The sequence below is a fragment of the Streptococcus pseudopneumoniae genome (assembly GCF_001073085.1).
In the GTDB taxonomy this organism is placed as follows: Bacteria; Bacillota; Bacilli; order Lactobacillales; family Streptococcaceae; genus Streptococcus; species Streptococcus pseudopneumoniae_M.
In genome coordinates this window covers 50,060-66,456 of the sequence record NZ_JVFV01000044.1, presented here as the reverse complement: position 1 = coordinate 66,456, position 16,397 = coordinate 50,060, and the positions used below count along the sequence as shown (strand labels likewise).

Annotated in this window: 18 protein-coding genes and 1 pseudogene; 3 read left to right on the top strand and 16 right to left on the bottom strand. The window is 40.6% G+C overall.

Going from position 1 to position 16,397, the window contains the following annotated elements:
- The first annotated feature begins 132 nt into the window (after positions 1-132).
- Together ADH90_RS10180 and ADH90_RS10175 are read left to right on the top strand one after the other, a co-directional pair.
- Positions 133-933, top strand: coding sequence for a DUF1189 domain-containing protein (locus ADH90_RS10180; protein ID WP_049531175.1), 801 nt, complete (start codon positions 133-135; stop codon positions 931-933).
- 9 nt (positions 934-942) lie between these two features.
- On the top strand, positions 943-1,929 hold the full coding sequence (locus ADH90_RS10175) for a LacI family DNA-binding transcriptional regulator (RefSeq protein WP_049531174.1): 987 nt from the start codon (positions 943-945) through the stop codon (positions 1,927-1,929).
- Between the two features lie 63 nt (positions 1,930-1,992).
- On the opposite strand, the gene ADH90_RS10170 is transcribed toward ADH90_RS10175, so the two are convergent.
- The 12 genes and pseudogenes from ADH90_RS10170 to ADH90_RS10115 all read right to left on the bottom strand — a co-directional run bounded on the left by ADH90_RS10170 (position 1,993) and on the right by ADH90_RS10115 (position 11,304).
- Complete coding sequence (locus ADH90_RS10170) at positions 1,993-2,934, bottom strand: YitT family protein (protein ID WP_049502826.1); 942 nt, start codon at positions 2,932-2,934, stop codon at positions 1,993-1,995.
- Positions 2,912-4,675, bottom strand: coding sequence for an aspartate--tRNA ligase (aspS, locus tag ADH90_RS10165; protein ID WP_049531173.1), 1,764 nt, complete (start codon positions 4,673-4,675; stop codon positions 2,912-2,914). The genes ADH90_RS10170 and aspS overlap by 23 nt, the downstream gene beginning before the upstream one ends.
- A 147-nt stretch (positions 4,676-4,822) precedes the next feature.
- Positions 4,823-5,038, bottom strand: a complete 216-nt coding sequence (locus ADH90_RS10160) for a hypothetical protein (protein WP_049531172.1) — start codon at positions 5,036-5,038, stop codon at positions 4,823-4,825.
- Between the two features lie 18 nt (positions 5,039-5,056).
- A complete protein-coding gene (locus ADH90_RS10155; RefSeq protein WP_049531171.1) occupies positions 5,057-5,698 on the bottom strand; it encodes a CPBP family intramembrane glutamic endopeptidase in 642 nt (213 codons plus the stop codon).
- 9 nt (positions 5,699-5,707) lie between these two features.
- On the bottom strand, positions 5,708-6,409 hold the full coding sequence (locus ADH90_RS10150; protein WP_049496763.1) for a DUF3169 family protein: 702 nt from the start codon (positions 6,407-6,409) through the stop codon (positions 5,708-5,710).
- Positions 6,410-6,423: 14 nt separating this feature from the next.
- A complete protein-coding gene (locus ADH90_RS10145; RefSeq protein ID WP_049531170.1) occupies positions 6,424-6,774 on the bottom strand; it encodes a PspC domain-containing protein in 351 nt (116 codons plus the stop codon).
- Positions 6,771-6,974, bottom strand: a complete 204-nt coding sequence (locus tag ADH90_RS10140; protein WP_049531169.1) for a hypothetical protein — start codon at positions 6,972-6,974, stop codon at positions 6,771-6,773. Before ADH90_RS10140 ends, ADH90_RS10145 begins: the two co-directional genes overlap by 4 nt.
- Entirely contained in the window at positions 6,974-7,180 is a 207-nt protein-coding gene (locus ADH90_RS10135; protein ID WP_049531168.1) for a helix-turn-helix transcriptional regulator, read from the bottom strand. The genes ADH90_RS10140 and ADH90_RS10135 overlap by 1 nt, the downstream gene beginning before the upstream one ends.
- A 9-nt stretch (positions 7,181-7,189) precedes the next feature.
- Positions 7,190-7,657 (bottom strand): annotated as a pseudogene (locus ADH90_RS11755) (hypothetical protein).
- Positions 7,657-8,937: a histidine--tRNA ligase gene (hisS, locus tag ADH90_RS10125; RefSeq protein WP_049531166.1), complete on the bottom strand. Its 1,281-nt coding sequence runs from the start codon at positions 8,935-8,937 to the stop codon at positions 7,657-7,659. The pseudogene ADH90_RS11755 and the gene hisS overlap by 1 nt, the downstream one beginning before the upstream one ends.
- Positions 8,938-9,016: 79 nt before the next feature.
- Positions 9,017-10,264 carry a transporter gene (locus tag ADH90_RS10120; RefSeq protein WP_049531165.1) on the bottom strand — a complete coding sequence of 416 codons (1,248 nt, stop codon included), beginning with the start codon at positions 10,262-10,264 and terminating at the stop codon, positions 9,017-9,019.
- 188 nt (positions 10,265-10,452) lie between these two features.
- Positions 10,453-11,304: an Rgg/GadR/MutR family transcriptional regulator gene (locus ADH90_RS10115; RefSeq protein ID WP_049531164.1), complete on the bottom strand. Its 852-nt coding sequence runs from the start codon at positions 11,302-11,304 to the stop codon at positions 10,453-10,455.
- Between the two features lie 131 nt (positions 11,305-11,435).
- Between ADH90_RS10115 and ADH90_RS10110 the strand changes: the two genes are divergently transcribed.
- The gene (locus ADH90_RS10110; protein ID WP_049531163.1) at positions 11,436-12,005 is read left to right on the top strand and encodes an MptD family putative ECF transporter S component; all 570 of its coding nucleotides are present in this window, start codon (positions 11,436-11,438) and stop codon (positions 12,003-12,005) included.
- Between the two features lie 204 nt (positions 12,006-12,209).
- Here the strand turns inward: ADH90_RS10110 and ADH90_RS10105 are convergent, their stop codons facing one another.
- The 4 genes from ADH90_RS10105 to ADH90_RS10090 form a co-directional block, all read right to left on the bottom strand.
- Entirely contained in the window at positions 12,210-12,902 is a 693-nt protein-coding gene (locus tag ADH90_RS10105) for a methionine ABC transporter permease (protein WP_049495467.1), read from the bottom strand.
- Between the two features lies 1 nt (position 12,903).
- Positions 12,904-13,965, bottom strand: coding sequence for a methionine ABC transporter ATP-binding protein (locus ADH90_RS10100; protein WP_049531162.1), 1,062 nt, complete (start codon positions 13,963-13,965; stop codon positions 12,904-12,906).
- A complete protein-coding gene (locus tag ADH90_RS10095; RefSeq protein WP_049531161.1) occupies positions 13,958-15,331 on the bottom strand; it encodes a M20 family metallopeptidase in 1,374 nt (457 codons plus the stop codon). Before ADH90_RS10095 ends, ADH90_RS10100 begins: the two co-directional genes overlap by 8 nt.
- 122 nt (positions 15,332-15,453) lie before the next feature.
- Positions 15,454-16,308, bottom strand: coding sequence for a MetQ/NlpA family ABC transporter substrate-binding protein (locus ADH90_RS10090; protein ID WP_000694516.1), 855 nt, complete (start codon positions 16,306-16,308; stop codon positions 15,454-15,456).
- Between the last annotated feature and the right edge of the window lie 89 nt (positions 16,309-16,397).

Below are 16,397 nucleotides of genomic sequence, written 5' to 3'. Positions count from 1 at the left end.
ATTACCTTGTTAGTTAGTGGACGAATCATAACAAACATTCACTTTTACCAAGGATTCTACTATCCCCGCTTGAAATAAAAAACATTTCTCTATATAATACTCGTATAGAAAAGTGCCTATAGAAAGAGATTTATGTTACCATATCCATTTTCTTATTTTAATAGTATTTGGGGATTTCGTAAGCCCCTATCTCAACGTTTTGGTCTCAACTGGTTTCAACTGATTTTTACCAGTATTTTCCTGATTAGCTTGTCTATGGTCCCTATTGCCATCCAGAACAGTTCTCAGGAAACTTATCCTTTAGAAACTTTCATCGATGATGTCTACACTCCTTTGACGGATAGTGTAGTTCAGGATTTGGCTGCCAATGCAAAGATTGTAGATGGTAAGTTGAGCTATACAGGTTCATCTCCTCATCAAGCTTCTATCCAAATCGGAGACCCTTCTAGTTCAAACTTCCCTGAGGAATTACTTCTGAACTTTGAACCTGAGAAACTCATCATCAGTAAGCAAGGAAAAGAATTGACCAGCATTCGCTATCACGCGATAACGACTGAGAGCTTCCAAAGCAAGGAAAGCTTAACACAAGCCATTTCTAAAGACTGGTATCAACAGAATCGCGTCTATGTTAGTCTCTTTCTTGTGCTTGGTTCTAGCTTCCTCTTTGGACTTAATTTTTTTATTGTTGCTTTAGGTGCTAGCCTCTTGCTCTACTTCACGAAAAAATCGCGTCTCTTTTCATTTAAAAGCTACAAAGAGTGCTATCATTTCATTTTGAACTGTTTAGGATTACCAACCTTACTTGCTATGATTCTCGGTCTCTTGGGGCAAAACATGGCAACTTTGATTACTGTTCAAAATATTTTATTTGTTCTATACCTGGTCACTATCTTTTACAAAACGCATTTCCGTGATCCAGACTACCATAAGTAGGAGATTATTATGCCTGTTACGATTAAAGACGTGGCCAAGGCTGCAGGGGTCTCACCCTCAACCGTAACCCGTGTTATTCAAAACAAATCAACCATTAGTGATGAAACTAAAAAACGAGTTCGAAAGGCTATGAAAGAACTCAACTACCATCCTAACCTCAATGCCCGAAGCCTGGTTAGTAGTTATACCCAGGTTATCGGCTTGGTTCTTCCAGATGATTCAGACGTTTTCTATCAAAATCCTTTCTTCCCTTCTGTCCTTAGAGGAATTGCACAAATTGCTTCAGAAAATCACTATGCTATCCAGATTGCAACTGGAAAAGACGAAAAAGAGCGCTTAAATGCAATTTCACAGATGGTCTATGGAAAGCGTGTAGACGGTCTTATCTTCTTGTATGCCCAAGAAAATGACCCCTTGGTTAAACTCGTTACTGAAGAACAATTTCCCTTCCTCATCCTTGGGAAATCACTATCACCCTTCATTTCGCTTGTTGACAATGATAATATTCAAGCTGGTTTTGATGCGACAGAATACTTCATCAAAAAAGGATGCAGCCGCATTGCTTTCATCGGTGGTACCAAGAAACTCTACGTTACCCAGGATCGTCTAAGAGGTTACGAGCAAGCCCTTCAAGAACACAATCTACCTCTTGATAGTCATCGTACTTTCTTTGCAGATGAATTTCTTGAAGAAAAGGGATATAAATTTAGCAAACAACTTTTTGAATACGATCCAAAAACCGATGCTGTTATCACAACAGATAGCCTCTTAGCTGAAGGTGTTTGTAACTACCTCAATGAACATCAGCTTAATGTCCCTGTTCTCAGCTTTGACTCTGTTAATCCAAGATTAAACCTAGCGGCCTATGTCAATATTAATAGTCTTGCTCTCGGCCGCACTTCGTTTGAGACGATTCTTCAAATCATCAATGATGTCAAAGATAATCGTCAAATCTGCTATCGTCAAGTGATTGCACATGAAATCATTGAAAAATAAGAAAAACCAACTCTAACATTTTTTGCTTAGAGTTGGTTTTTTGTAATCTATTTTTATAATTGATCAGTTTTCGACTTCAACAAATCGGCCTAGGATATGAACATTTTCTGAAACAGAAACAAAGGCTGTTGGATCAACTTGCTTCATGATCAGTTTAAAATCATTGAACTCTGCACGAGTGATAACCGTAATCAAAACAGCCTTACGTTCGTGGTTATAAGTTCCTTCAGCATCATGGATCATGGTTGCTCCACGATGCAATTTATTATGGATCTTCTCAATGACGGCATCTGGATTGCTAGTGACAATCATAGCCTGCATGCGTTTTTGTTTGGTGAAAACTGCATCTGTCACACGACTTGATACAAAGATGGTAATCATGGAATAAAGGGCATATTTCCAACCAAAGGTCACTCCAGCAATCAGCATAATTGTACCATTGACCAAGAAAGAGATACTTCCGACGTTACGACCAGTCTTCTTACGAATGGTTAGGCTGACAATATCTGTTCCACCACTGGAGATGTTATGACGTAAAGCAAAGCCGATTCCCAGTCCCATGACAACACCCCCAAAAAGGGCATTGATGATGGGATCCTCTGTTAAGACCACCACCGGCACAAACTGGATAAAGAGTGAGCTCATAGATACCGTGATAAAGGTAAAAATTGTGAACTTATGTCCAATTTGATACCAAGCCAAAATCATGAGAGGAATATTGATGGCATAAAATGCTACCGAAATCGGAAAATGAAAACCAAACCAGTGGTTACTAAGGGCAGATATAATCTGGGCCAAACCTGTCGCACCACTTGAATAAACGTGCCCTGGTTGGAAGAAGAAATTGACGGCTACTGCTGATAGAAAACCATATACCAGAGAAGCTGAGATTTTTTCATCGTATTTTTCTCGAGAAATACTTTGTAAAACACGCAAAATCTTTACTCGATAAGCAAAGCGGCGAAGATAATGATTCCACTTTTTAGTTAGTTTCGTTTGTTTCATCTTGTTCTACTTGTAGATTAAGTTCCTCTAGTTGTTTAAGAGCTACTGTTGATGGTGCTTGCGTCATTGGGTCAGTTGCCTTATTGTTCTTAGGAAAGGCAATGACTTCGCGAATATTTTCTTCTCCAGCGAGCAACATGACAAAACGGTCAAGACCGATAGCCAAACCACCGTGTGGTGGGAAGCCATAGTCCATAGCTTCCAAAAGGAAACCAAACTGGTCATTTGCTTCTTCAGCTGAGAAGCCAAGAGCTTTGAACATACGTTCTTGAAGTTCTTTTTGGTTGATACGAAGACTACCACCACCAAGCTCATAACCGTTCAAGACGATATCGTAAGCAATAGCACGAACCTTAGCCAAATCACCTTCAAGCTCATGAGTAGTTTCTGCTTGAGGAAGGGTAAATGGATGGTGGGCACTCATATAACGACCTTCTTCTTCAGACCATTCAAACATTGGCCAGTCAACAACCCAAAGGAAGTTGAATGTATCCTGATCAATCAAGCCCAGTTCTTTAGCAATACGTCCACGAAGGGCTCCAAGTGTTGCATTGGCTACTTCAAGCGTATCAGCAACAAAGAGAACCAAGTCCTTATCTTCAAGACCAAGTGCTGCTGTCAAATCAGACTGGATACCAGTCAAGAATTTCGCAACTGGTCCATTTAATTCTCCATCAACTACCTTGACCCAAGCAAGACCTTTAGCCCCATACTGCTTGGCTACTTCTGTCATCTTGTCAATATCTTTACGAGAGTAGTTGTCTGCTGCGCCTTTAACTACAATGGCTTTAACCGCAGGAGCTTCTGAGAAGACTTTGAAATCTACACCCTTGACAAGATCTGTCAAGTCTTGAAGCAACATTTCAAAACGAGTATCAGGCTTGTCAGAACCATAAAGAGCCATGGCATTATCATACTTCATTCGAGGGAATGGCAGTGTTACTTCGATGCCTTTTGTTTCCTTCATCACGCGCGCAATCAAGCCTTCTGTGATGTCTTGGATTTCTTGCTCAGTCAAGAATGAAGTTTCCAAGTCGACCTGAGTAAACTCAGGTTGGCGGTCACCACGCAAGTCTTCGTCACGGAAACATTTGACGATTTGGTAATAACGGTCAAATCCCGCATTCATCAACAACTGTTTTGTAATCTGCGGACTTTGAGGAAGAGCATAGAAATGCCCTTTATTAACACGAGATGGCACCAAATAGTCACGCGCCCCTTCTGGTGTTGACTTAGAAAGGAATGGTGTTTCCACATCGATAAATTCCAACTCATCCAAGTAGTTACGGATAGAATGTGTTACCTTGGCACGAAGTTTAAGGTTTTCCAACATTTCTGGACGACGAAGGTCAAGGTAACGGTAACGTAGACGTGTATCATCGTTTGCTTCAATGCCATCCTTGATTTCAAATGGTGTTGTTTTGGCTGTATTAAGTACAGTAAGAGCTGTTACATTCAGTTCAACTGCTCCAGTCGCCAACTTGTCATTGGCCTGCTCACGTGCAGCAACTTGACCAGTCACCTCGATGACAAATTCACTACGAAGGCTTTCAGCTGTTGCCATCACCTCTGCAGATACTTTTTCTGGATTGATAACCAACTGCATGATTCCTTCACGGTCACGAAGATCGATAAAGATCAAACCACCAAGGTCACGACGACGTGCAACCCAGCCTTTCAAGGTAATTTCTTGTCCGATGTGCTCCTCACGAACACGACCAGCATACATACTACGTTTCATGTTTTCTCTCCTCTTTTATTCTGTTACTATTTTACCATAAAAGCGCAGGCTCTTCATGAAAATCATCAGAAAAGTTGAGAGTTTCCTCTTATAAATGAAAAAATCCAGCAAAGTCATTCGCTGGATCTTATTTTACTTGGTATTTCTTTATTTTTTACGCTTTTCCGCAATCTCTGCAGCCTTTTTAGGGAGAACAATCTCCGTTGCATAGGCTGTCGCAAATCGCATAATACCTGCGATTGGTGCAAAGATAACTGCTAGATGGTTATAAAAGAAATCCCCTTTAAAAGCATAGGCAAGCACTCCAATAATGAAGAAGAGAACAACTGCCTGAATCACTGCTAATAATAGTACTCGTTTCATGACTTCCTCCTGAGTCTATTATAGCATGAGAATCATTAAAAATCCGATTAAATTATTTAAAGCATGTAAAGCAATGCTATATGCCAAACCACCTTTGCTGACATAAGCTAAACCCAAGCTCAAACCTAGGGAACCATACACTAGGAATTGTTGAGGAGTGCCAGGGAAATGAACAAGTGCAAAAATGATGCTTGTTACTAGTAGAAAGAGAGTAGTCTGCTTAACATTATCCTGTCTCGGGAAGAGGAAGCAAGCCAGCATTCCTCGAAAAATAAGCTCTTCTGTCAGAGGGGCAAAAACAACAATTAAAAAGAAAGAGAAAATTGGTTGTCTTAAGGCCAATTCAGTGATAATCTGTTGATTGGCAGATGGATCTTCTGGCAAAAAGAATTGAGCAATAATGACAAGAAACCATACCAAGGCAGGCAACCAGATGTATCGATTGAGTCCAGTTGTTCCAATCGTTACAGGTGACATCTTATACCACTTATAGACAAAATAACAGTATGCGCCTGCTAATAAAATATAAAGTGGAAGAACACCATAAATAGGTGCGCCTGCGCCGAGAGCAACCTGAGCTATGCCCTGAATAAAACTATAGACCATAATAAATGATAAGAAAGCAAGGCTATACCAGCCGATATTTTTAAGTGTTTTCATAATATTCTCCTATTTGAAATAACGTTTTGTTTTGCGCAATTGTGCCACATTCATGTACATATGGATGACAACTGCCACGAGTAGAGCCACCAACTGTACTTGTCCCAATACCACAGATAAAACTACTAAGACAACATAGATACCAGGAATGAGGAGCTGATTAACCTTGAACAAGATCAAGTAAGCTTCTTCCATCTCAGCCTGTTTTTCTCCCTCATCATAAGTGTCAAGGTAGTCCAAAACTTCCTTGGGAGTCGCCGTAATAGAAAGTTTGTAGTTACGAATCTTGCTGGTGATTTTGAGACAGTAAACACCCGACCAGATACCTACAACCAGCAAAAGTAAGGATGTTGCTGATAGGCCTAAACCTCCCAAACCTAAAAGTAGACAGGATAGCATACAAATTTGGCAAACATTCCAAGCTACTGAAGCATAATCTAAGAAGCGATACGTGGCAAGGTAGTCTTGTTCGTTTTCTTCGTCCTCCTCTTCTCTTTGATAACTCTGATAGGCCTGATGGCTTTTTCTAGTGAAATAAAAGGTTAGAATCACCGTAAGCATCCCTAAACCAAGAAAGAATGATTTCAATGCAACGACTACTTGAGCTTGAGTGATACCTAAAGGATTAAGATCAAGGAAACCAGCAAATATTCCTAATAAAGCACTTGCAAGAAAAATCTTCAGTGCAAAAATGATATGTTTCTTTTCCATATTTCAACCTCTTTCTAAAACAATCCAGCCAACCACTGACCAAAGGTTTTACCTGATTCAAAAATAGCTGTCAAACCCTCTGCTCCAAGTGACACCAAAAGCAAACAAACAACAAATAAGAGAATAGCTTGGTTTCTTGCTTTTTTCGCTCCATCTCCTAATGGCTCATTGCCAAGCCAGCCTGCTAGATAAGCATAGAGAGCTACTGTTATAATACCGAACTCTGTTGAAGAAAGAAACAACAAGACTGTCACCAAACGAACGACGTTGGTCTGGATGTTAAAATAGTTTCCTAGACCTGCACAAACACCGGCAAGTTCTTTGTTCTCAGTATCTACTTGAAAACCTGCTAAAAATTCTTTCATAATTTTTCTCCTTTTACGATCTCTTTAAACTTTATCTTTCTCTCTACCCATCTAAAGACCAATAGTAGAACTAAATTTATCCAGAAGAGATATTTACTTTCAACGATAGTAACCCAACCAAATAGGGTTCCAATCATAGCAAAAGCATTCACATAAAGGGCAAGAACACTCATGTAATAAATCACTTTAAACTTGTTCATCACTCGTCCTCCTCTAAGCGAAAGACTGACTCGACAGGCTCATTGAATATCTGAGCAATCTTCAGGGCAATGACGATGGATGGCGTGTACTCATCTCGCTCCAGTAGACTAATGGTCTGCCTGGACACACCTGCTAGCTTGGCCAGGTCGGTTTGATTGAGACCATCGCGAGCCCGAAGCTCTTTTAGACGATTTTTTAGTTGCATGTTACACACCTACTTTCCGTCAAATTGAATCGTTTGGATATCCTCAATGCGTTGTAGTTTGAATTTTTCTTTTCCCTTTTTATCTACACGTCGTAGCTTGACCCATTCCTCATCAACATCCACAACTTCCCAGTTATCTGTTCCAAATAATTGTCCAACGATGACCGGTGTTCTCCCAATCATTTCTTTTAATAATCTTGACATTTCTGTATTTCCTTTCTCTTTTCGCTCAAACTTTTTGATTTTATTCTCTAGTTTCTTGACCTTTTGGGAATGGTAGATATAATACATAATCACAAGAGGTACAAATCCTAATGCCCACATAATCGTTCCTTTCTGCTATACTTTTCTTAACTTGATTTCATTGTAACACATCTTTTTATTTTTGACAAGTATCTTTGTCAAAAAGTTTAAGATTTTTGTCATTTTGCAAAAGAAAACGGTCAGGAGTAAAATCCTGACCAGTTTATCTGCTATTAAAATTCTAGTTTTTCAAAGATTTCTGAGAAGTTTTGACTGATAGCACCAAGCGAAACTTGAACTTCTTCTCGAGTTTGGTTATTCTTAACTGTCACTTGTCCGCTTTCGACCTCGCTCTCTCCAAGAGTGATAAGAGTCTTAGCAGCAAAAACATCGGCTGACTTAAACTGAGCTTTGAGTTTACGGTTGAGGTAATCACGCTCGGCTTTGAAACCTTGTTGGCGAAGAGCCTGTACTAATTCCAAGGCCTTAACATTTGCTCCTTCTCCCAAGACTGCGATATAAACATCTAGGGCGTTTTCGATAGGGAGAGTCACACCTTGCTTTTCAAGGATGAGAAGCAGGCGCTCTACACCAAGTCCAAAACCAAAGCCAGCAGTTTCAGGACCGCCAAAGTAGGCAACTAAGCCATCATAGCGACCACCTGCACAGACTGTCAATTCATTGCCCTCGATTTCTGTGATAAACTCAAAAATCGTGTGATTATAGTAGTCCAAACCACGCACCATGTTGGTATCGATGATGTAGTCTACTCCGAGATTTTCCAACATCTGGCGAACAGCATCAAAGTGAGCTTGGCTTTCTGCATCCAGGTAATCCAAGATAGATGGTGCATTCTCCACAGCTACCTTGTCTTCTTTTTCCTTCGAGTCCAAGACACGAAGAGGATTTTCCTCCAAACGACGTTGGCTATCCTTAGACAAGGTCTCCTTGAGCGGTGTTAAGTAGTCAATCAAGGCTTGACGGTAAGCCGCACGGCTCTCGGGATTTCCAAGAGTGTTGAGGTGCAATTTAACACCTTGTATGCCAATTTCTTTCAAGAAGTGGGCTGCCATCGCAATCGTTTCCACATCGGTAGCTGGATTGCTAGAGCCAAAGCACTCCACACCAATCTGGTGGAATTGGCGTAAACGACCTGCTTGTGGGCGCTCATAGCGGAACATTGGCCCCATGTAGTAGAACTTACTTGGTTTTTGAACTTCTGGTGCGAAGAGTTTGTTTTCCACATAAGAACGAACGACTGGAGCAGTTCCTTCTGGACGGAGGGTAATATGACGGTCCCCCTTGTCGTAAAAATCGTACATTTCCTTGGTTACGATATCAGTTGTGTCTCCAACAGAACGACTGATGACTTCATAGTGCTCAAAAATTGGGGTGCGTACTTCTGCGTAGTTGTAGCGTTTGAAGATTTCACGCGCAAAGCCTTCAACGTACTGCCATTTGGCAGACTCAGCAGGTAAAATATCCTGCGTTCCTTTTGGTTTTTGTAATTTCATAGAGAATCCTCTTTATACTTAATAGTCCTATTTTACCATAAATGAGAGGATTGGGACAGTGTGAAAAGAAGACTAACACCTAAATTTCATTTTTGAGATTAAGACTAGCTAGGAGAATCGCAAGCAAGGAAAGCCCAACAAACAGAGCCCATGTTAACTGTATATCCCATACTGCCACCAGTGAAAAACAGGCTGTCCCCACTGGTATGGATAGAGTAAACAACAAACCTAAAAAATTACTGGTACGAGAGAGAACCTCTGGAGCAAGATTTTTCATGAGCAGAGCACTAATTTTTGGAGAAATTTTCCCAGAAACATACATGGTAAAAAAGACGAAAAGCATCCCGAGCAAGACTTGGTTTAACAAATTAGATAGACCAACTAGACTGGCTCCTAATGTAACCCACATCATCAATCTAGGCAGAGATTGCTTCCCAAAATAATCATTGCCCGTAAGGCTACTGATGATAACTGCTAATAAGGTAATCAATTGTAAGATAAACAAGGCATCCTTGTAGGAAAAATTCAGTAAGGAATGATTTAAAAGGAAGATGTTATAGATACCACCTAAGGCACCACCCAAAGCATTGATAATCAAGATAGCAAAGAGCATAAAACCAAAGTTTTTATGTCCACTTTTAAGAAAAACGAGACGTAAGTTTCGGTAAATCGTTAAAAACTGATCTTTGATAGAAAGTTTCTCATTTTTCAGTGATTTACTATCAACAAGTGGAGTTGATAAGCTTAATTCAGCCCTTCCTAAAAAGAGAATGAGAGCTGACACTAGGAAAAATATGGCATTGATTCCCGCTACGAGCGAAAAGTTCTGTGTTGACACCCCTAATAGCCAAACTCCAAAAGCTTGGCCGCCAATCGCAGAGATGTAGGTAATAAACTGCGAAAAGGAATAGGCCTCCATCAGATCTGACTCTGCTACCTTTTCTTTAACGAGAGGCATTCGCAAGCCACCAGCAAAATCACTGGCTACATCACTAAGGACATTGATGAGGCAAAGGGTCGAAAAGGCAAAGAAACTAGCTTGCTGAACAACTAGGGCTGCTAGAAAAAATAAAACTGCCTGAAATAAACCGACATAGGTCATCCATTTGACCTTGTCCTTGGTATAATCTGCCCGAATTCCCACAAAAACGGTAAAAAGAGTTGGAAGCATCATCACAACATTCGCCATGGCAACGGCAACAGAAGCCTCTGGCAAAGTCGAGGCATAGACCACAAATACTAAATTAAAAATGGAAGCTCCAAAAGCATTGAAAAATCGTGATAAACTCAAAACTCTGTATGCTTGATTTCTTAGTAATAGTTTCATATAGATTCCTTTCTTTCTCACATTCTACTTTTATGGTAGTTCTAGTATAGCACCAAGAATCCCTCGAGAATACTTTTTTGAATATATGCAACAGACCAAACTGATAGCGAAAACGATAAAATTTTCTACTACTAATAAGTATCTTCACAGTCCTATCGTTTCAATTTAATTTACCTAGTTGCAAATATTCAACACTCCATGCCACTTCTATAATAGTCTGCAGATTTGCTACAACCGATCATCTCGAAAATACGGATAGCGTCCTCCATTTTTCTCTGTCCTTCCTCCGCTCTTCCTTGCTTACTATCAAGCAAACCTTCTGCCCATAGGTAGACTATTCGAAAATAGGTTTCATTTTCTTCAAAGAAGTTCTTTTCAATTTGTTTTTTGAAATAGAGGGCATTGGTAAAATCATCAACTTCAATACAGGCCATAAAACCATTGAGGAGCAAGGTGTGCATCATATTCCGATTTTTCCCCACTCCTTGCAAGAAATCTGACTTCCGCAACATTTCTCGAGTGTACTTTGTCAAAAGCTGGACCGATAAAAGAGGAGAGCAGGAAGAAAAGAACAACAGTTCATAGTACCCCCAAATTTCAACAGAAAATAGATAATCATGTAGGACTCTTTCTTCCTCAGAGGTCAATGTAACCGTCTCATCAATAGCTTTCATATAGGATTTTATCAAAATAGCATTGAGAATGTGTTGCTGTTTATCCTTTGAAAAAGGAAGTTGTTGATATTCTCTCTGGTAGAGAGTACGCAAAGATGTTAAATCTTGTGGGTCTATAGCCTCAAACATTCTGTTTCTAAATTCAGAATAGGCATCCTGATGAAAACCTCTCGCCAAAAATAACAACTCTTCCATACTCGCATGAATATTCTCCAAAGCTGTGATTAACTTTGGAGCAGATATTTCACTCTGACCATTTTCAAAACGCGACAATAAGGATGCTGAAAAGCGTCCACCTGTGGCTTTTCTCAAGGAGATTTTTCTGGACTCCCTTAACTCTTTAAAAACTTTTCCTAAATTCTTCATCCTCTTACCACTCGTCTTTTATTTTTTCCTATTTTACCACATTTCCTAATAAATACTAGTTCCAAGCTAGCATTTACAATCTGCTACAGGCATGATACAATGAATAACATCAGATATACGAAGGAGAACTTATGAAAAAGAATATCTTGACAACCCTTGTAGCCGCTCTTCTCTACTTTCTCTGTATCGGAGTGGGGGTTCTACTAGGGAACCTTGTCGACCACACTGGAAATATGTTTTACGCCCCTGCCTTTTCTGCTCTTGTGGGTGGTAGCGTCTATATGATCCTTTTAGCAAAGGTGCCTCGTTTTGGAGCGATTACTACGATTGGACTTGTAATTTCTCTGTTTTTCCTCGGGAGCAAGCATGGTGCTGGAGCCTTTCTGCCAGGAATTATCTGCGGTCTTGCAGCAGATGGCATCGCTCACCTAGGCCACTACAAAGATAAGGTCAAGAACCTTCTTTCCTTCCTAGTTTTTGCTTTTGGTACTACTGGTCCCATTCTACTCATGTGGGTGACCCCTCAAGCCTATATAGCAACTCTAGTCGCTCGTGGAAAATCCCAGGACTATATTGACCGCATCATGGTCGCAGCAAATCTCACTACCATTCTTCTCTTTGTAGCAAGTGTCCTCATCGGTGCTTTACTTGGTGCCTTGATCGGACAAGCACTTAGTAAGAAATTCGCAGATAAAATGTGATAGAAAAAGAGCCACACGGCTCTCAGTAGGTAGACAAAGCCTTTCGGTAATTAAAGGAGCTTGGTTCCTACATCTTGAAAACTCTTAGAAATGCAGATATAATGCTATTTTTAAGAGTTTTTTATTTTCTCTAGTAAAAAAAGATTGAAGAAAATTGTCCACAACGAACTTTTTCTTCAATCTGAGAGCCAGCTGGCTCTTTTTTTATTTATGACTTAATTTCTTGGTCAAGAAGTCTCCCAAGAACTGAATCGTAAAGATAATCAAAATGATAATAATGGTTGCCAAGATGGTCACATCGTGATTGTAACGGTTAAAACCATAAGCGATGGCTACGTTACCGATACCACCTGCTCCGACCGCTCCCGCCATGGCTGTTTCACCGACTAGTGAAATCAAGGTTACAGTCGTCACACGGATTAAATCTGGAAGTCCTTCTGATAGGTAAACACCCACGATATCCCAGAAAGTCGCTCCACTAGCTTGAGCTGCCTCAATGACACCACCATCTAGCTCAGCCAATACCACCTGTACTTGACGGGCAAAGAAGGCAAAGACTGCAAAAGATAGCGGAACGATAGCCGCATTTGGACCAATGCTTGTTCCTACGATTAGATGAGAGAAGGGTGACAAGACTGCCAAGAGAATGATAAATGGTACCGCACGGAAAATAGAGGTAATCTTATCCAAAATCCAAAAAACAACTTTATTTTCCAAGACCCCACCTGGAGCTGTCAAGACAAGGAAAAGCCCTGCAACCAGTCCTAGGAAACCTCCGATGATAAAGGAAAGAACCGTCATATAAAGAGTCAAGTAGATAGCTGTTCCCCAGCCAGCTTGACCAGACCAACCCATCTTATAGACGTTTGGTAAGTATGCTTTAATCAATTCTGCCATCTTACTGTCCTCCCTTCAATACTTTTAGTTGCACACCAGCCTGACGGATGGCCTCTTGAGCGCTTGCCAAGGCTTCTTTTTCCCCTGACAAGACAACCACAAGCTCACCAACAGGAGTACCATCCAAAATTTCGATGTTTCCATAGAGAATATTTGCTGTTACTTGGTAGTGCTTATACAATTCATTTAAAAGTGGCTCATCTGTAGAAGCTCCTGCATACTTGAGTTGTACCAAAATGCTGTTTTCAGATAAGTGCTCTACGATTTCTTGTTTCTCAATCTTGACCATTGCTTCATCAATACCTGTCGCAGTCGAGATAAAGTCCTGAGTCAATGGCTGCTTAGGATCTGAGAAGATTTCAAGAACGCTACCTTCTTCAATCAATCGACCATCCTGCATCACTGCCACACGATTAGCAATATCTTTGACAATCTGCATCTCGTGTGTAATCAGGACAATGGTCAAACCTAGTTTACGGTTCAATTCTTGCAAGAGTGACAAGATTTGTTTCGTTGTCTTTGGATCAAGAGCTGAAGTTGACTCGTCTGAAATCAGGATTTTTGGATCATTAGCCAAGGCACGCGCAATAGCCACACGTTGTTTTTGACCTCCAGATAATTGTGAAGGATAGTTTTCGGCACGGTCAGCCAAGCCCACCAAGTCCAACAACTTAGCTACTTTGGCCTTCTTTTCTTCCTTGCTGAGTCCAGAGTGTTTGAGAGCAAAGGCTACATTTTCCTCTGCTGTTTTCTGGCTCATCAGGTTAAAGTGTTGGAAAATCATCCCGATATCTTGACGTTTATGACGTAATTGCTCAGCAGTTAAGGTAACCTTGCCATCAAAAATTACATCATTATCAATAGTAATCTTACCTGCAGATGGTTTTTGCAAGAGGTTAATAACACGAACTAGGGTTGATTTCCCTGCTCCAGAATATCCTACGATTCCGTAGATATCCCCTTCTTGGATGTGAATAGTCACATCCTTGACCGCTGTGATGGTTCTTTTCTTTTGGTGAAAAGTCACATCGATCTGATCTAATTTGATAATATCTCTACTCATAGCTTCTAATCAGCTCCTCTACTAATTCAATATGGGTGTAATAATCGGCGATCCGCACGTTTTCATCTCCACCGTGGTCTCGGCTATTAGCATTTCCTAGACCAAAGGCAACCATAGGTACTTCTAAGGCATCAAAGACCGTATGCATAGGTCCTGTCCCAGCTGTAGTCGGCAAGACAGATACGCCCTGTGGATAGAATTTCTTAGCCAACTCAATAACATTGAGAATAGATGGTGCACTCATATCGCTTCGATAACTCATCTCACCCAAGGTATAGTATAATTCTACCTTATCAAAGCCGTTTTTGTCTAGTTGTTTCCGGATTTTATCCAAAACATCATGTGGGTCCAAGCCAGGAACCAAACGAACTTCTAGCTTGGCACTAGCCTCTGCTGGTAAAATCGTTTTAACTCCTTGCCCCTGATAACCAGACTGAATCCCTTCGATATTGAGTGCTGGTTCAAAGAAGAAACGCTTTAGAAAGGCTATACGTTCCTCTTGTAAAAGTGGCAATTCCAAGCCATAAATCTGGCTGATTTCTTCTGGATTGCGTTGAGCATAGGTTTCAACCAAGGCTAACTCACGTTCGTTAGGCTCTTGGACCTCATCGTACAAGCCCTCAACTAAAATACGTCCATCTGCAGCTCGCAAACTGGTCAAGGCTTGAATCAGATACCATGGAGCTGACTCTACAATGCCGCCATAGCTAGAGTGGATATCCACATCGGCACTCTTGACCTTAGCATCAAAGGTTACAATTCCTTTGTTCCCACCAGAGATTTCTAGCTGTTCCAAGGCATTTTTGGTCCCTTGTTCCCAGACCAATAAATCTGCACCACGAAGCTTGTCCGCATGTTTTTCTAAATATTTGTCCAAGTCCATAGAGGCAGATTCTTCTGCACCTTCCATGATGAAACTGATATTGACTGGTAGATCATCATGATGCTGCATGTATTTTCTAAGAGCACTCAAGCGGGCAGTGATATGCCCCTTGTCATCATCAACCCCGCGTCCATACATAATGCCATCACGCACAGAAAGCGTAAATGGATCCTCTGTCCAGACTTGGTCGCCATCCGCAGGTACTGTGTCATAGTGGTTGTAGAAAATGATAGTCTTGGCATTTGGGCGTGAACTTTTAAAATGCGCCATGACAAAGGGTGCCGTATAACTCTCATCAATCTCAACTTCAGCCCCTACACGCTTGAAAATCTCTCCCAGATAACGAGCCACTTCCTTGAGTCCGACTTGCTGGGCAAAAACAGATTTTTTAGAAATCAAGGTCCGCAACACTTCAAAGTAATGTTGCGCTACATGATCCTTTTCAAACTTTTCAATTTGTTCTTCTTGGCTATGGAAAACCATTTTCTCTCTACCTTTCTACTAGGACTTGTACCTTTGGAATCAATACAAGTGGATGTTCCTTTTCTTTAGTCTCTATATAAAAGCAAGAGGTGGAAAAAATCTCTCCCACCTCCCTGTGTTTATTACCAAACTGGTTGATCCAAGCCGTCTGAAGTTTCTTCGATGACTTTTTTCACTTCATCAGTATGGTAAGCTGCGATAATTTTCTTGATTGCATCAGCTTTAGGTGATGATTCCCAATCTTTTTTCGCAACGATGATGTTGTACCATTGTTTTGAGTTTTCGTCAGCTTGCTCTTTAAAGAGTGCTTTCTTGTAGTCCAATTTTGCTTCTGTAACAAAAGTGTTGTTTACAACTGCTGCATCAACTGAAGTCAATGAACGAGCTGTTTGGCTAGCGTCCAACTCAGTGATTTTCAAGTTCTTTGGATTTTCTTTGATGTTTGCGATTGTAGCAAGTTCAGTTCCTGAAACATCCAATTTAATCAAACCTGCTGATTGAAGAAGGTAAAGGGCACGGCTTTCGTTAGTAGCATCGTTTGGAATAGCAATTTCACCGTTGTTTGGGATTTCTTCCACTTTAGTGTACTTGTTTTCTTCACCGTTTTTACCTGAGTAAAGGCGGATTGGTGAGATATAAGTATCTGCAATCGCTACAAGGTCTTTACCGTTTTCTTTGTTCCAGTTGTTCAAGAAGTTGTAGTGTTGGAAAGCGTTCAAGTCTACTTCACCATCAGCAGTTGCTTTGTTTGGTTGTGAGTAGTCTGTAAACTCTGTGAATTCCAATTTAATTCCGTCTTTTTCAACCAATTCTTGGACTTTGTCCCAGCGTGCTTCTTCTGAACCGCTACGGTTAACAGTCGCGATTTTAACTGTAGTTGTGTTGTCTGCTTTCTTGTCTGAATTTCCGCAAGCTGCAAGTGCAAGGCCTGCTACTGTAGCGATAGCTGCTACGCCTAACCATTTTTTGATTTTCATGATTCATTCTCCTTTAAAAATAATACTGTAATAGTATCTCACACTTTATTTGATTTCGCAAATTGTTATTAGATAGGCAGACATATAGT

Bases quoted from the DNA above. Each gene is read 5' to 3' on its own strand.
- ADH90_RS10180 (WP_049531175.1), top strand. From the start codon at position 133: ATGTTACCATATCCATTTTCTTATTTTAATAGTATTTGGGGATTTCGT.
- ADH90_RS10175 (WP_049531174.1), top strand. From the start codon at position 943: ATGCCTGTTACGATTAAAGACGTGGCCAAGGCTGCAGGGGTCTCACCC.
- ADH90_RS10170 (WP_049502826.1), bottom strand. From the start codon at position 2,934: ATGAAACAAACGAAACTAACTAAAAAGTGGAATCATTATCTTCGCCGC.
- aspS (WP_049531173.1), bottom strand. From the start codon at position 4,675: ATGAAACGTAGTATGTATGCTGGTCGTGTTCGTGAGGAGCACATCGGA.
- ADH90_RS10160 (WP_049531172.1), bottom strand. From the start codon at position 5,038: ATGAAACGAGTACTATTATTAGCAGTGATTCAGGCAGTTGTTCTCTTC.
- ADH90_RS10155 (WP_049531171.1), bottom strand. From the start codon at position 5,698: ATGAAAACACTTAAAAATATCGGCTGGTATAGCCTTGCTTTCTTATCA.
- ADH90_RS10150 (WP_049496763.1), bottom strand. From the start codon at position 6,409: ATGGAAAAGAAACATATCATTTTTGCACTGAAGATTTTTCTTGCAAGT.
- ADH90_RS10145 (WP_049531170.1), bottom strand. From the start codon at position 6,774: ATGAAAGAATTTTTAGCAGGTTTTCAAGTAGATACTGAGAACAAAGAA.
- ADH90_RS10140 (WP_049531169.1), bottom strand. From the start codon at position 6,974: ATGAACAAGTTTAAAGTGATTTATTACATGAGTGTTCTTGCCCTTTAT.
- ADH90_RS10135 (WP_049531168.1), bottom strand. From the start codon at position 7,180: ATGCAACTAAAAAATCGTCTAAAAGAGCTTCGGGCTCGCGATGGTCTC.
- hisS (WP_049531166.1), bottom strand. From the start codon at position 8,937: ATGAAATTACAAAAACCAAAAGGAACGCAGGATATTTTACCTGCTGAG.
- ADH90_RS10120 (WP_049531165.1), bottom strand. From the start codon at position 10,264: ATGAAACTATTACTAAGAAATCAAGCATACAGAGTTTTGAGTTTATCA.
- ADH90_RS10115 (WP_049531164.1), bottom strand. From the start codon at position 11,304: ATGAAGAATTTAGGAAAAGTTTTTAAAGAGTTAAGGGAGTCCAGAAAA.
- ADH90_RS10110 (WP_049531163.1), top strand. From the start codon at position 11,436: ATGAAAAAGAATATCTTGACAACCCTTGTAGCCGCTCTTCTCTACTTT.
- ADH90_RS10105 (WP_049495467.1), bottom strand. From the start codon at position 12,902: ATGGCAGAATTGATTAAAGCATACTTACCAAACGTCTATAAGATGGGT.
- ADH90_RS10100 (WP_049531162.1), bottom strand. From the start codon at position 13,965: ATGAGTAGAGATATTATCAAATTAGATCAGATCGATGTGACTTTTCAC.
- ADH90_RS10095 (WP_049531161.1), bottom strand. From the start codon at position 15,331: ATGGTTTTCCATAGCCAAGAAGAACAAATTGAAAAGTTTGAAAAGGAT.
- ADH90_RS10090 (WP_000694516.1), bottom strand. From the start codon at position 16,308: ATGAAAATCAAAAAATGGTTAGGCGTAGCAGCTATCGCTACAGTAGCA.